13 protein-coding genes and 5 tRNA genes are annotated in these 15566 nt (G+C 37.0%); all 18 read right to left on the reverse strand.

The window, feature by feature from the left end; genetic code table 11:
- Positions 1-430 precede the first annotated feature (430 nt).
- The gene (locus BST91_RS09350) at positions 431-742 is read right to left on the reverse strand and encodes a DUF3467 domain-containing protein (RefSeq protein WP_042279760.1); all 312 of its coding nucleotides are present in this window, start codon (positions 740-742) and stop codon (positions 431-433) included.
- A 5-nt stretch (positions 743-747) separates the two neighbouring features.
- Entirely contained in the window at positions 748-5055 is a 4308-nt protein-coding gene (gene rpoC / locus BST91_RS09355; protein ID WP_042279759.1) for a DNA-directed RNA polymerase subunit beta', read from the reverse strand.
- 90 nt (positions 5056-5145) lie between these two features.
- Complete coding sequence (gene rpoB, locus BST91_RS09360) at positions 5146-8955, reverse strand: DNA-directed RNA polymerase subunit beta (protein ID WP_060523904.1); 3810 nt, start codon at positions 8953-8955, stop codon at positions 5146-5148.
- A gap of 125 nt (positions 8956-9080) precedes the next feature.
- Positions 9081-9458 carry a 50S ribosomal protein L7/L12 gene (rplL, locus tag BST91_RS09365; RefSeq protein WP_042279757.1) on the reverse strand — a complete coding sequence of 126 codons (378 nt, stop codon included), beginning with the start codon at positions 9456-9458 and terminating at the stop codon, positions 9081-9083.
- Positions 9459-9506: 48 nt separating this feature from the next.
- A complete protein-coding gene (gene rplJ / locus BST91_RS09370; RefSeq protein WP_042279754.1) occupies positions 9507-10022 on the reverse strand; it encodes a 50S ribosomal protein L10 in 516 nt (171 codons plus the stop codon).
- Between the two features lie 12 nt (positions 10023-10034).
- Positions 10035-10733 (reverse strand): 50S ribosomal protein L1, encoded by a 699-nt coding sequence (gene rplA, locus BST91_RS09375; RefSeq protein WP_042279751.1) that lies wholly within the window; start codon positions 10731-10733, stop codon positions 10035-10037.
- Between the two features lie 11 nt (positions 10734-10744).
- On the reverse strand, positions 10745-11185 hold the full coding sequence (rplK, locus tag BST91_RS09380) for a 50S ribosomal protein L11 (RefSeq protein ID WP_042279749.1): 441 nt from the start codon (positions 11183-11185) through the stop codon (positions 10745-10747).
- A 67-nt stretch (positions 11186-11252) separates the two neighbouring features.
- Positions 11253-11807, reverse strand: coding sequence for a transcription termination/antitermination protein NusG (nusG, locus tag BST91_RS09385; RefSeq protein ID WP_042279747.1), 555 nt, complete (start codon positions 11805-11807; stop codon positions 11253-11255).
- A gap of 12 nt (positions 11808-11819) precedes the next feature.
- Positions 11820-12017 (reverse strand): preprotein translocase subunit SecE, encoded by a 198-nt coding sequence (gene secE, locus BST91_RS09390; RefSeq protein WP_042279746.1) that lies wholly within the window; start codon positions 12015-12017, stop codon positions 11820-11822.
- A gap of 36 nt (positions 12018-12053) precedes the next feature.
- Positions 12054-12126 (reverse strand) — tRNA-Trp (locus BST91_RS09395).
- Between the two features lie 82 nt (positions 12127-12208).
- A complete protein-coding gene (tuf, locus tag BST91_RS09400; protein WP_042279745.1) occupies positions 12209-13396 on the reverse strand; it encodes an elongation factor Tu in 1188 nt (395 codons plus the stop codon).
- A gap of 107 nt (positions 13397-13503) precedes the next feature.
- Positions 13504-13575: transfer RNA gene (locus BST91_RS09405), tRNA-Thr, on the reverse strand.
- A 93-nt stretch (positions 13576-13668) separates the two neighbouring features.
- A tRNA-Gly gene (locus tag BST91_RS09410) sits at positions 13669-13741 on the reverse strand.
- 42 nt (positions 13742-13783) lie between these two features.
- Positions 13784-13864, reverse strand: a tRNA-Tyr gene (locus BST91_RS09415).
- A 30-nt stretch (positions 13865-13894) separates the two neighbouring features.
- A tRNA-Thr gene (locus BST91_RS09420) sits at positions 13895-13968 on the reverse strand.
- Between the two features lie 96 nt (positions 13969-14064).
- Positions 14065-14364 carry a ribosome hibernation-promoting factor, HPF/YfiA family gene (hpf, locus tag BST91_RS09425; RefSeq protein WP_042279744.1) on the reverse strand — a complete coding sequence of 100 codons (300 nt, stop codon included), beginning with the start codon at positions 14362-14364 and terminating at the stop codon, positions 14065-14067.
- A 21-nt stretch (positions 14365-14385) separates the two neighbouring features.
- Positions 14386-15267 carry a tyrosine-type recombinase/integrase gene (locus BST91_RS09430; RefSeq protein ID WP_085775236.1) on the reverse strand — a complete coding sequence of 294 codons (882 nt, stop codon included), beginning with the start codon at positions 15265-15267 and terminating at the stop codon, positions 14386-14388.
- 67 nt (positions 15268-15334) lie between these two features.
- Positions 15335-15529, reverse strand: coding sequence for a 30S ribosomal protein S21 (gene rpsU, locus BST91_RS09435; RefSeq protein WP_042279738.1), 195 nt, complete (start codon positions 15527-15529; stop codon positions 15335-15337).
- Positions 15530-15566: the final 37 nt, after the last annotated feature.

A 15566-nucleotide genomic window follows, 5' to 3' on the forward strand; every position in this document is an offset into this window, starting at 1 on the left:
AGCTGCAAAAATACTTGTAACAACATCCCAGCGAAGAAAAACCCAGTATTTATAGTGCTCTTTCGACAAAATTCCAATTAAAGTCGTTAAAAACACTTATGAAAAAAGTTCCGTTAAAAAAACTCTGAAATACAGAAGATTAAACAAAACTAAATTTGACATCTTTAGGATCTAATATGTACGAAGAAAAATACTCAGTGGTTTTTAAAAATCTAATTTTTTTAAATCTCATTTTAAGAACATCTCCTGAAAGAAAAATTATAACTAATAATATCTAGTGTCTTTAGTATGAAATCTCCTTAAACGCTTTTAGAATAAGTGATTTTCTTGCTATTCATAAGAAAAAACTATTTTATATATACAAAAAATAAAGCCTAACTATAAAAGTTAGGCTTTAATGATAACTACGCTTTCGCGAAAGCGGAATATATTAAGCTTGTCCAGTTGGACCAAAATTTAAGGGAATAGGAGGCTGCTCATAATCCTTAATTTCACCATGCGCATTTTCAAATTTTCTAATATTATCCATAAGTGCTTGAGCTAAACGTTTAGCATGTTGTGGAGTAAGAACTATTCTTGACTTCACCTTAGACTTTGGATTACCAGGCATGATATTAACAAAATCAACAACAAATTCAGAATGTGAATGATTTATGATAGCTAAATTACTATACTGACCTTCAGCAATCTTTTCGTCAATTTCTATGTTGATCTTATTCTCTTGATTAGGATTATTTGCCATTCCTATTAATTATAATTTACCTCTTGTTCTGGTTTATTAAGCATAAGCTTCTCGAACTCCTCTTTTGAGCCTACAATAATGTCATCATAATTTCTCATACCTGTTCCTGCTGGAATTCTATGACCTACAATAACATTTTCCTTAAGACCTTCAAGAGTATCAACCTTACCATTTACAGCTGCCTCATTAAGTACTTTAGTAGTTTCCTGGAACGACGCGGCACTAATAAATGATTTAGTTTGAAGAGATGCACGAGTAATACCTTGTAATATAGGCTCTGCCGTTGCAGGCATTACCTCTCTTGCTACTACTAGATTCTTATCTTCTCTTCTTAAAATAGAGTTTTCATCTCGTAAATCACGTGGAGAAACGATTTGACCTTCTTTAAGATTCTCTGAGTCACCAGCATCTTCAACCACTTTCATTCCATAAAGTCGGTCGTTCTCTTGAATGAAATCTTCTTTATGAACCAATTGATTCTCTAGGAAAATACCATCACCTGGATCTACGATACGAACTTTTCTCATCATTTGTCTTACAACAACCTCAAAGTGTTTATCATTGATTTTTACACCTTGTAATCGATAAACCTCTTGCACCTCGTTAACTAAATACTGCTGTACAGCACTTGGTCCTTTAATTGCTAGAATATCTTTAGGCGTTATAGAACCATCTGATAAAGGCATACCAGCTCTCACATAATCATTTTCTTGAACTAGAATCTGATTGGATAATTTTACTAAATATTTCTTTACTTCGTCTGTTTTTGAAGTAACGATAATTTCACGGTTACCACGCTTAATTTTACCAAAAGAAACAACACCATCAATCTCACTTACAACAGCTGGATTTGAAGGATTACGAGCTTCAAAAAGTTCAGTCACACGAGGAAGACCTCCGGTAATATCACCTGCTTTGGCACTCTTACGAGGAATCTTAACTAGAATTTTTCCTTCTTTAATCTTCTCACCATCATTAATCATTAAGTGTGCACCTACTGGTAAGTTATAAGAAATTTGAGTTTCCCCTTTACCATCAACAATGTGCAGTGTAGGAATTAACTTCTTATCTCTGGATTCAGAAATAACCTTTTCTTCGTAACCAGTTTGTTCATCAGTTTCAACTTGGAATGTTGTCCCTTGAATGATATTTTCAAACTTGATTTCTCCAGAGAACTCTGAAATAATTACTCCATTAAAAGGATCCCATTTAGCAATTACTTCACCTTTCTTAATTTTTGCTCCAGGTTTTTTGAATAACTCTGCACCATAAGGAATGTTATTGGTATTAAGTAATAAACCAGTGTCCTTGTGCATCAACTTAGCCTCAGATGTTCTAGAGATTACAATATCTACTGCATTCCCTTCGCTATCTTCACCCTTAACCGTTTTAAGATCTTCAATTTCAAGAACTCCTTCATTTTTAGCAATTACAGAGTTCTCCTCACTAACGTTACCTGCAACACCACCTACATGGAATGTACGTAAGGTAAGCTGTGTTCCTGGTTCACCAATAGATTGTGCTGCGATAACTCCAACAGCCTCACCTCTCATAACAAGACGGTTAGTAGCTAGGTTACGACCATAACATTTTGTACAAACTCCTTTTTTAGCTTCACATGTTAATGGCGAACGCACTTCCACAGACTCGATTACTGTTTCATCAATTGCATCAGCGATTTTTTCAGTAATCAATTCACCTGCTGCCACCATAACATTTTGTGTAGCTGGATCAACGACATCATGTAAAGCAACACGTCCTAGGATACGAGCTCCTAGTTTCTCCATTACTTCTTCATTCTTTTTAAGAGCAGTAACTTCAATACCTCTTAATGTTCCACAGTCTTCTGTATTAACAATAACATCTTGTGCAACATCATGTAAACGACGTGTTAAATAACCAGCATCGGCAGTTTTAAGAGCCGTATCTGCAAGACCTTTACGAGCACCGTGAGTAGAAATGAAGTACTCAAGAATTGATAATCCTTCTTTAAAGTTTGAAAGAATTGGATTTTCAATAATTTCTCCACCACCTGAGTTCGATTTTTTAGGTTTTGCCATAAGACCACGCATACCAGTAAGCTGTCTAATCTGCTCTTTTGATCCACGCGCACCAGAATCCAACATCATGTACACCGAGTTAAATCCTTGCTGGTCTTCTCTAATATTCTTCATACCTAATTCAGTAAGCTGAGCATTAGTAGCAGTCCAAACATCAATCACCTGATTGTAACGTTCATTCTGAGTAATAAGACCCATTCCATAGTTACCACGTATCGCGTCAACTTTGGCATTGGCCTCGTCTATCATGGCTTGCTTTTCTTCTGGAATCATGATATCTCCTAGTGAGAATGACAATCCACCGCGGAATGCAAATCCATAACCTAAATCTTTAATCTCATCAAGGAAGGCAGCTGTTCTAGGAACATCTGTCACCTTAAGAATATCACCGATAATATCACGTAAAGCTTTTTTAGTCAAAACTTCATTTATATAACCAGCCTCATTAGGCACTTTCTCGTTAAATAATACACGTCCTGCAGTAGTTTCTATCAACTCTGATTTGTATGATCCATCTTCTTGTAAAAGTGGTATTCTACATTTTACTGGTGCATTAATATCAACACGTTTTTCATTAAATGCGATTACCAATTCTTCTGGACCGTAGAACGTTAAACCTTCACCTTTAACAATGTGATTAGGTTCTGACCTACGTAACTTAGTCATGTAATATAAACCTAATACCATGTCCTGAGAAGGAACGGCAATAGGACTACCATTTGCAGGATTCAAGATGTTATGAGAAGCTAACATTAAAAGTTGAGCCTCTAAAATCGCCTCTGGTCCTAGTGGTAAGTGTACCGCCATTTGATCACCGTCAAAATCGGCGTTAAATGCAGTACATACTAACGGGTGTAATTGAATCGCCTTACCTTCTATTAACTTAGGCTGAAATGCTTGAATACCTAGACGGTGAAGTGTAGGAGCACGGTTTAATAATACTGGATGCCCTTTAAGAACATTCTCAAGTATATCCCAAACAACAGGCTCTTTTTTATCAATTATTTTCTTAGCAGATTTTACTGTTTTTACAATACCTCTTTCAATCAACTTACGAATAATGAAAGGCTTGTAAAGTTCTGCAGCCATATCTTTAGGAAGACCACATTCATAAAGTTTCAATTCTGGTCCTACAACAATTACAGAACGAGCAGAATAGTCAACACGTTTACCAAGTAAGTTTTGACGGAAACGTCCTTGCTTACCTTTAAGGGAATCTGATAAAGATTTTAATGGTCTGTTAGAATCTGTCTTAACAGCACTAGATTTTCTAGTATTATCTAAAAGAGAATCCACAGACTCCTGTAACATACGCTTTTCATTACGTAATATCACCTCTGGAGCTTTGATTTCCATCAATCGCTTCAAACGGTTGTTACGTATGATTACACGACGATAAAGATCGTTTAAGTCTGATGTTGCAAAACGACCACCATCAAGAGGTACAAGCGGACGTAATTCTGGTGGAATCACAGGAATCACTTTCATGATCATCCATTCTGGCTTGTTTTCTCTGTGCAAGTTAGACTCCTTAAAAGCCTCAACTACCTGAAGTCTCTTGAGAGCTTCAGTTTTTCTTTGTTTAGAAGTCTCATTATTTGCTTTGTGACGTAAGTCATAAGACAACGCATCTAGATCGATTCTGTTTAATAATTCAATTAAACACTCTGCACCCATTTTTGCGATAAATTTATTAGGGTCAGAATCTTCCAGATATAAATTTTCTTGAGGAAGACTATCTAAAATATCTAAATATTCTTCTTCAGTAAGAAATTCCATTTTTTGAACTGGCTCACCTTCGGCATTTTTTGCAATACCTGGCTGTATTACTACGTAACGTTCGTAGTAAATAATCATATCCAGTTTCTTTGACGGTAATCCTAATAGGTATCCAATTTTGTTTGGTAAACTACGGAAATACCATATGTGTGCTACAGGCACAACCAGGTTAATGTGACCTATACGATCACGACGTACTTTTTTCTCTGTTACCTCTACTCCACATCGATCACAAACGATACCTTTATAACGTATACGCTTGTATTTTCCACAGGCACATTCATAATCCTTCACAGGACCAAAAATACGCTCACAGAAAAGTCCATCGCGCTCAGGCTTGTGAGTACGATAGTTAATCGTTTCTGGCTTTAGTACTTCTCCTTTAGATTCTGCAAGAATAGATTCTGGAGATGCAAGGCCGATTGAAATTTTTGAAAATTTCTTCTGAGTTTGGGTTTCTTTATTTCTAGCCATAATTATGGTACTATTTTAATTAGTGTAAGAGAGACTAATGGTAATTACGCTTTCGCGAAAGCGAAACTACCACCTACTCTCAAAGATAAATTAATCCTCGAGTCTAAGGTCTAAACCTAGTCCTTTAAGCTCGTGCATCAATACATTAAATGATTCTGGAAGACCTGGTTCTGGCATAGGCTCACCTTTAACGATCGCCTCATAAGTCTTAGCTCTTCCTATTACATCATCTGATTTTACAGTAAGAATCTCACGCAGTGTACTAGAAGCTCCATAAGCCTCAAGTGCCCAAACCTCCATCTCACCAAAACGCTGACCTCCAAATTGTGCTTTACCACCTAATGGTTGTTGAGTAATAAGTGAGTATGGTCCGATAGAACGCGCGTGCATCTTATCATCTACCATGTGACCTAATTTAAGCATGTAAATAACACCTACTGTTGCAGGCTGGTCAAATCGCTCACCTGTTCCTCCATCAAATAAATAGGTGTGCCCGAATCGTGGTATACCAGCGTTATCAGTCAATTCATTTATTTGATCCAATGTAGCACCGTCAAAAATAGGTGTAGCAAATTTCTTACCTAATTTTTGTCCAGCCCATCCTAATACAGTTTCATAAATCTGACCGATATTCATACGTGATGGTACACCTAATGGATTAAGAACGATATCTACTGGTGTTCCGTCTTCTAGGAACGGCATATCTTCCTCACGTACTATACGTGCTACGATACCTTTGTTACCGTGACGACCTGCCATTTTATCACCTACTTTAAGTTTACGCTTTTTAGCTATGTAAACTTTAGCAAGTTTGATAATTCCTGCTGGTAATTCATCTCCTACAGAAATTGTAAACTTCTCACGGCGCAATGCACCTTGAAGATCGTTCTCTTTAATCTTATAGTTATGTAGTAAGTCTGCAACAGTTTCATTAATCTCGTCACTTGTTGTCCAAGTACCAGAAATTAAGTGAGTATAATCATCTACAGAGTTCAACATCTTAAGTGTATACTTTTTACCTTTAGGAAGTACTTCCTCACCTAAATCATTGTATACACCTTGTGATGTTTTACCACTAACGATTTCAAAAAGTTTTTCAACCAAACGATCACGTAAACCGTCAAATTTTGCCTGATAACTTTGCTCTAATCGTGCAATATCCTCTTTATCCTGTGCTCTTTTTCTTTTATCCTTTACTGCTCTAGAGAATAATTTCTTATCTATAACAACACCTCGCAATGAAGGTGAAGCTTTAAGAGATGCATCTTTTACATCACCTGCTTTATCACCAAAAATAGCACGTAGTAATTTTTCTTCTGGAGTAGGATCAGATTCTCCTTTTGGAGTGATCTTACCGATAAGAATATCACCCGGTTTTACCTCGGCTCCAATTCTTATCATTCCATTTTCATCTAGGTTTGCAGTTGCTTCTTCACTTACGTTAGGAATATCGGCTGTTAATTCTTCATTACCTAATTTAGTATCTCTAACTTCAAGAGAATACTCATCAACGTGAATAGAAGTAAACAAATCTTCTCTCACAACTTTTTCTGAGATTACAATCGCATCCTCAAAATTGTATCCTTTCCAAGGCATGAAGGCAACCTTCATATTACGACCTAGAGCTAACTCACCTTTTTCAGTTGCGTATCCTTGACAAAGTACTTGACCTTTTTCAACTCTATCGCCTTTTTGGACAATTGGTTTTAAAGTTATAGAAGTACCTTGGTTTGTCTTACGGAACTTTATAAGGTTGTAAGATGTATCTTCTGGGTCAAAAGAAATCATTCTTTCACGCTCGGTTCTATCGTAACGAATTACAATTTTTTGAGCATCAACATATACAACTTCTCCATCACCTTCCGCATTAATTAAAACTCGTGAATCAGACGCAACTTGTCTTTCAAGTCCTGTTCCAACAATAGGAGAATCAACTCGTAATAATGGAACTGCCTGGCGCATCATGTTTGATCCCATCAATGCACGGTTTGCATCATCATGTTCCAAGAATGGAATTAATGAAGCTGATATCGAAGCGATTTGGTTAGGCGCGACATCGGCATATTGTACCTGATCTGGCTCAACCACTGGAAAATCACCTTCTAAACGGGCAATTACTTTGTCAGATTCAATCTTACCATTTTCAAGTGGCAAGTTTGCCTGAGCAATGTGCATTCCTTCTTCTTCTTCAGCACTTAAATATATAGGCTCTTCTGATGTATTAATAACACCATTCTCAACTTTTCTATATGGTGTCTCAATGAATCCCATGTTGTTCACCTTAGCAAAAACAGCTAAAGACGAGATAAGACCAATATTCGGTCCTTCAGGAGTTTCAATAGGACATAATCTACCGTAGTGTGTGTAGTGTACATCACGAACCTCAAATCCTGCACGTTCACGAGATAAACCACCTGGACCTAATGCTGACAGACGTCGTTTATGGGTAATCTCTGCTAATGGATTCGTTTGATCCATAAACTGAGATAACTGATTAGTTCCAAAGAACGAATTAATTACAGATGAAAGCGTCTTTGCATTAATAAGATCAATAGGTGTGAAAACCTCATTATCCCTTACATTCATACGCTCACGAATTGTTCTTGCCATACGAGCAAGACCAACACCGAACTGAGATGATAACTGCTCACCTACCGTACGTACACGACGGTTTGATAAGTGATCGATATCATCGATTTCTGCTTTTGAATTAATTAATTCAATTAAGTATTTAATTATAGTAATGATATCTTCTTTTGTAAGAACCTGCTTACTCATGTCAATATCAAGACCTAATTTTTTATTCATACGATAACGCCCTACATCACCTAAGTTATATCTCTGATCAGAGAAGAATAACTTATCGATGATACCACGAGCAGTTTCCTCATCTGGCGGCTCAGCGTTACGTAATTGTCTATAAATATGCTCTACCGCTTCTTTTTCTGAATTGGTAGGATCCTTTTGTAAAGTATTGTGAATGATAGCATAATCTGCAGACATCATATCTTCCTTATGTAAAAGAATAGTCTTTGCCTGAGAATCGATTATTTCATCGATATGCTCTTTTTCTAGGACAGTATCACGATCTAATACGATTTCATTACGCTCGATCGATACAACTTCTCCTGTATCCTCGTCTACAAAATCTTCATGCCATGTTCTAAGAACACGAGCAGCTAATTTGCGACCTAGGTATTTTTTTAATCCTGTTTTACTAGCTTTTACCTCTTCTGCAAGATCAAAGATTCCAAGAATATCTTTATCTCTTTCATAACCAATTGCGCGGAAAAGAGTTGTTACAGGTAATTTCTTTTTACGATCGATATAAGCATACATTACACTGTTAATATCGGTCGCAAATTCAATCCATGATCCTTTAAATGGAATTACACGTGCTGAATATAATTTAGTACCATTTGCGTGAAATGACTGTCCAAAGAACACACCAGGAGAACGGTGTAACTGGGAAACAACAACACGCTCAGCTCCGTTGATGACGAAAGTACCAGATGGAGTCATGTATGGGATTGTACCTAAATAAACATCTTGAACAATAGTTTCAAAATCCTCGTGTTCTGGATCGGTACAATATAATTTTAATCTTGATTTAAGTGGAACACTGTAAGTAAGCCCACGTTCAATACACTCTTGGATAGAGTAACGTGGTGGATCCACAAAGTAATCTAGAAACTCGAGAACAAATTGATTGCGAGTATCTGTGATTGGAAAATTTTCCATGAAGGTATTATAAAGACCTTCATTTTCTCTCTTGTCAGATTTAGTTTCTAACTGAAAGAAATCCTGAAACGATTTGATTTGGATATCGAGCAGATCAGGATATTCTGCTTTGTTCTTTACCGTTGAAAAGTTAATTCTCTCTGTGTTTGTTGCTAGCATCAATGCACGGTATTAAATGGTTAAAAATAGCGTTGTTGATGACGTCTCATCATTATACGCAAAATGGTCTAGACCTGTGAGCCTTGCTCAACAGGTCTAAACCTTTATATATAGGTAATGTTAAATTACTTTAACTCAACCTCAGCACCAGCTTCTTCTAGCTGAGCTTTAAGAGCTTCTGCCTCATCTTTAGCTACACCTTCTTTAATTGGAGATGGAGCGTTATCAACAAGACCTTTCGCATCCTTAAGACCTGCACCAGTTAATTCTTTAACTAACTTCACTACAGCTAATTTAGAAGCACCAGCTGCTTTAAGGATTACGTCAAATTCAGTTTGCTCTTCAGCAGCGTCTCCACCACCTGCAGCAGCACCACCTGCAACAGCTACAGCTGCAGCAGCAGGCTCAATACCATACTCGTCTTTAAGTATGTCTGCTAATTCATTTACTTCTTTAACAGTTAAGTTAACTAACTGTTCTGCGAATTCTTTTAAATCTGCCATTTCTATCGTTTTAAAATTTATATAAAATAATTGCGTACTAATTGTTTACTATCTTTCTGATAGTGTTTTAAGGATTCCTGCAAGTTTACCACCACCCGATTGAAGAGCAGAGACAACATTTTTAGCAGGGCTTTGTAGAAGACCAATGATTTCTCCAATCATTTCTTCTTTAGACTTGATTTCACTTAATGAATCTAACTTATCATCACCAACGTAAATTGCTTCCTCGATATAAGCACCTTTTAATAAAGGCTTATCCGATTTCTTACGAAAGTTCTTAATAACTTTAGCTGGAGCATTAGCTACTTCAGACAACATTATAGAAGTGTTACCTTTAAGAAGTTCTGGCAATTCACCAAAATCCTTATCAGAAGCTTCCATTGCTTTTGCAAGTAGTGTGTTTTTAACTACAGCAATACTTACGTTAGCTTTAAAACATGCTCTTCTTAAATTAGATGTATCAGAAGCATTAAGTCCAGATATATCTGCAAGGTAAATAGTAGAGTTTTCTCCTAACGTTGCAGTCAAGTCTTGTATAACAGTTGCTTTTTGTTCTCTTGTCATGATCTAGATCTTTTAATCGTCTGCAAAACGTTTAGCATCTACATTTACACCAGGACCCATTGTACTAGACAAGTGGATACTTTTGATATAAACTCCTTTAGCTGCTGTCGGTTTTAACTTAACTAATGTATTAATTAACTCTCTTGCGTTACCTGCAATTTTTTCAGCATCAAAAGATACTTTTCCTATTGCAGCGTGAACAATCCCGTTCTTTTCAACCTTGAAATCGATTTTACCGGATTTAACGTCAGACACAGCCTTAGCCACATCCATAGTAACTGTACCAGTTTTAGGGTTAGGCATAAGACCACGCGGCCCTAATACACGACCTAAAGGCCCTAACTTACCCATAACACTAGGCATAGTGATAATTACGTCAACATCAGTCCAACCACCCTTGATTTTATCAAGATACTCATCTAGACCAACAAAGTCCGCACCAGCTCCTTTTGCCTCTTCTTCCTTATCAGGAGTAACAAGAGCAAGTACTTTCACATCTTTACCTGTACCATGAGGTAAGGTTACGACACCACGAACCATTTGATTCGCTTTTCTAGGATCTACGTTAAGACGAACAGCTAAGTCAACTGACTCATCAAATTTTGCCGAACTAGTGTCTTTAACGATTTTTGAAGCGTCTGCTAGTGAGTAAGACTGTGCCTTATCGAATTTAGCGTTTGCTGCCTTTTGATTTTTCGTCAATTTTGCCATAATAACTAAATTTAAGCAGGTGCCTCACCACCTTTAACATTAACACCCATTGATCTCGCAGTTCCTGCGACCATTCTCATTGCGCTTTCGATTGTAAAAGCATTTAAGTCTGGCATCTTGTCTTCAGCTATTGCTCTAACTTGATCCCAAGTAATAGTACCTACCTTTTTACGATTAGGTTCACCACTACCACCTTTTAACTTTGCTGCTTCTAAAATTTGTACTGCAGCTGGTGGAGTTTTAATTACAAAATCAAAGGACTTGTCACTATAAACAGTTATAGCAACAGGCAATACCTTACCCGCCTTATCCTGAGTTCTAGCATTAAACTGCTTACAGAACTCCATAATGTTCACTCCAGCCGCACCAAGAGCAGGTCCTACAGGAGGAGATGGATTTGCAGCACCACCTCTAACCTGCAACTTTACAATCTTAGATACTTCTTTTGCCATTTTTAAATTGTTTCAAATTTTGATAACCGTAAGTGGAAGCCTAACTAGTTATCTGAATAGGTAACATTTATATTTTTTCGACTTGCATATAGCTTAATTCCAATGGTGTTTTTCTTCCGAAAATCTTAACCATTACCTCTAGCTTACGCTTCTCTTCATTAACTTTTTCTATATTCCCATTAAATCCATTAAAAGGACCATCAACAACTTTGACAGTTTCCCCAACTTTATAAGGAATAGACACATTATCGGTTTGCTCTGCAAGTTCATCAACTTTACCAAGCATTCTATTAACTTCTGACTTTCTTAATGGTACAGGATCTCCACCTTTAACCTCTCCAAGAAACCCAATCACACCATTAACAGATTTAATAATGTGTGGAACTTCACCTTCTAACCTAGCTTGTATCATAATGTACCCAGGAAAAAAGACACGTTCTTTATTAATCTTTTTACCGTTTCTAATTTGCACTACCTTTTCAGTAGGAACCAGAATTTGCTTTAAATAATCTGACAACCCATGATGAGCTATCTCGGATTCGATGTAGTCTTTAATTTTATTTTCTTGACCACTAACCGATCTTACTACATACCATTTCATTACATCCTTTTCTTCACTCATCTCTATGCATGATTATCCGTTAATGACCCATTCAAAATATCTATCGATTACACCATTAAAGACATAATCAATACCTGCCACAACTAAAGCAAAAACCACTGAAAATACAGCTACAGTTACCATAGACTTTTGTGCCTCAGCCCAAGTAGGCCAAGAAACATTTTCTGATAACTCATTGAACGAATTTTTTACATAAGATACTAATCCCATAAGTATGCTATTTTAATAAGCCTTTCAGCTTTTGTGCGCAGGTTGAGAGGCTCGAACTCCCGACACCTGGTTTTGGAGACCAGTGCTCTACCAACTGAGCTAAACCTGCATAGTTAAAAGTCGCCCTTTAACAAGTGAAAAGTATCCTTTCTTTATTCAAGAAAGGATACTTATAATATTAATACTTGAAATTAATCAAGGATCTCAGTTACCTGACCAGCACCAACTGTTCTACCACCTTCACGGATAGCAAAACGTAAACCTACGTTAAGTGCAATTGGCTGAATAAGCTCAACCTCAATAGTTAAGTTATCTCCAGGCATAACCATTTCAACACCGCTTGGTAATTTGATATTACCAGTTACATCAGTTGTACGAACGTAGAACTGTGGACGGTAGTTATTATGGAATGGAGTGTGACGTCCACCTTCTTCTTTCTTAAGGATATAAACCTCAGCTTTGAAGTGTTTGTGTGGAGTTACTGAACCAGGAGCAGTAATTACCATACCACGAGAGATTTGATTTTTATCAATACCACGTAATAAGATACCTGCATTATCTCCAGCCTCACCTCTATCAAGGATCTGACGGAACATTTCAATACCAGTAATAGTAGAAGTCAATTTCTCAGCTCCCATACCGATAATCTCTACAGGATCTCCAGTATTTGCAACACCAGTCTCGATACGACCAGTAGCAACAGTACCACGACCAGTAATAGAGAATACATCCTCGATAGGCATCAAGAATGGCTTATCCATATCACGTACTGGCTCTTCGATCCATGCATCAACTTGGTTCATTAATTCAAGAACAGTATCAACCCACTTTTGCTCACCGTTAAGTGCACCCAAAGCAGACCCCATAACAACTGGTCCATTATCACCATCATACTCATAGAAACTTAGTAACTCACGTACTTCCATCTCAACAAGCTCTAATAACTCCTCATCATCAACCATGTCAACCTTGTTAAGGAAAACAACAATACGAGGAATACCTACCTGACGACCTAATAGGATGTGCTCACGAGTCTGTGGCATAGGACCATCAGTCGCAGCAACCACTAAAATAGCACCATCCATTTGCGCAGCACCAGTTACCATGTTCTTTACATAGTCGGCGTGACCTGGACAGTCAACGTGTGCATAGTGACGGTTTTGAGTTTGGTACTCTACGTGCGAAGAGTTAATTGTAATACCACGCTCTTTTTCTTCAGGAGCATTATCGATCTGGTCAAAGCTTCTTGCTTCAGAATAACCAGCATCAGCAAGCACCTTTGTGATAGCAGCAGTAAGAGTAGTCTTACCGTGGTCTACGTGACCAATTGTACCTACATTAAGGTGCGGTTTGGAACGATCGTACGTTTCTTTAGCCATAATTATAGTCTTAGTTTATATTAGTGTTTCAATTTAAAAACCATTTAATTTACAAAATGGCTTATACCACAAATGGCCCCTAATTGAGACCTTTTTCATCTTAATTGAGCCAATGACGAGATTTGAACTCGTGACCTCTTCCTTACCAAGGAAACGCTCTACCCCTGAGCTACACCGGCTTTTATTATGCTTTCGCGAAAGCGTAATAGCCAAAGGCATATTTTAAGCATCACATCTCGTTAATGCCGTATCACACCAAAGTGCAATAATTGAGCGGGAGACCGGGTTCGAACCGGCGACATTCAGCTTGGAAGGCTGACGCTCTACCAACTGAGCTACTCCCGCTTAAAGAAATTACTTTAACATAATTTCATAATAATGTGTTTGTGGGGAGAGCAGGATTCGAACCTGCGAAGGTTGCCCAACGGAGTTACAGTCCGTCCTCGTTGACCGCTTGAGTATCTCCCCAATGCTTACACATTTATTTCAAAAAACTTGAGCCGATAGAGGGACTCGAACCCACGACCTGCTGATTACAAATCAGCTGCTCTAGCCAGCTGAGCTATATCGGCTTTAAACTCTTTTTGTCTTCACAAAAACAGCCCGTTGTTTTAACGGACTGCAAATGTAAACCTATTTTTTAATTCACAAAAAAAAATTAAAAAAAATTAATGAGAAATTAATTTTTCCTTGCGGCGCTTGAGCTGACGCTCCAATGCAGCAGCACATTCGTCAATACATTGCTCAAAAGTTTTACATGTTTTTGTAGCAACCATATCGTCTCCTGGCACGAATAACCTTACCTCAGTAATCTTATTTTCCTTATTACTAGTCTTTTGAACTTTCAAATAAACATCGGCGCTTATAATTTTATTATAATACTGCTCTAATTTATCTAACCTTTTTTGAATGAACTCAATTAACTTGATGTCCGCATCAAAATTTACTGATTGCACGTTTACTTTCATAATCTTACGTTTTTGAGGTTACTATTTCTTTGAGCGCGGATGCGCATTTTTATAAACTCCTTTTAAAGCAGCCATACTAGTATGTGTATAAATTTGTGTTGACGACAAACTAGAATGACCTAAAAGCTCTTTAACCGCATTTAAATCTGCTCCTTCATCTAGTAAATGAGTTGCAAAAGTGTGCCTCAATACATGAGGACTTACTTTTACCTTACTAGACACCTTACTAAAATACGATTTTATAATTCTATAAACAAGAGACGGGTATATTTTATCACCTTTAACTGTGATCAATAATGTGTCCACATCTCGCTTATCCATAAACACCCGCAATCTTAAATAATTTTCCAACAACCAATACAAACGATCGGTTACCGGCAGGATGCGTTGCTTATTTCTTTTTCCTACAACGCGAATTGTTCTAGCAGATTGCTCAAAGGAGCTGACTTTAAGACTAATTAACTCTTCTCGTCGAATTCCTGTTAAATAAAGCAACTCAATAATTAATCTATCCCTACAATTTTCAAAATCTTCTATATCGATTTTTTCATTAAGCACTTTTAACACTTCTTCTTTGGAAAATGGCAAGGTCAATCTTTTAGAAGTCTTTATACTTTTATGATGCAATAGTGGATTTTCCTTGACTACCTCAATTCTCTTTAAAAATTGAAAGTATGTTTTAAGCGCAGTTATTTTTCTATTTACAGATTGAGCTAGCAGTCCCTCTTCTAGCAAGAATGCGATATAAGATCTTATCACCTGATAATTAACCTCATTTAAATCTACACCTTCAAATTCACAAAACCGTTTAAACTGGCACAAATCTCTATCATATGCCTTTAAAGTATGGGTTGAGTATCCCTTTTCAACTGATAAGTATTCTATGAAATTTTCAATAAACATAAAAAAACCGCTAGAAAGTAAATTTAAACATTTCTTTCTAGCGGTTAAATTTTAAACTAAAGAGTTCTTAGATATTCTCTTGATCTCTTAAGTGCTGGATGTATTCAGCTTTAATCTTTTGTGCTCTTTTTGCTACAGACGGCTTTGTAAACTGTTGTCTTCTTCTTAGTTCACGCATCTTCCCTGTACGATCAAATTTTCTTTTGAAACGTTTTAGAGCTCTATCGATATTTTCTCCTTCTTTAACTGGTATTATTAACATAGTGGCATCACCTCCTTTCTTTAGCGAGTGCAAAAAT

The organism is Nonlabens tegetincola (genome assembly GCF_002117085.1).
GTDB lineage: Bacteria > Bacteroidota > Bacteroidia > Flavobacteriales > Flavobacteriaceae > Nonlabens > Nonlabens tegetincola.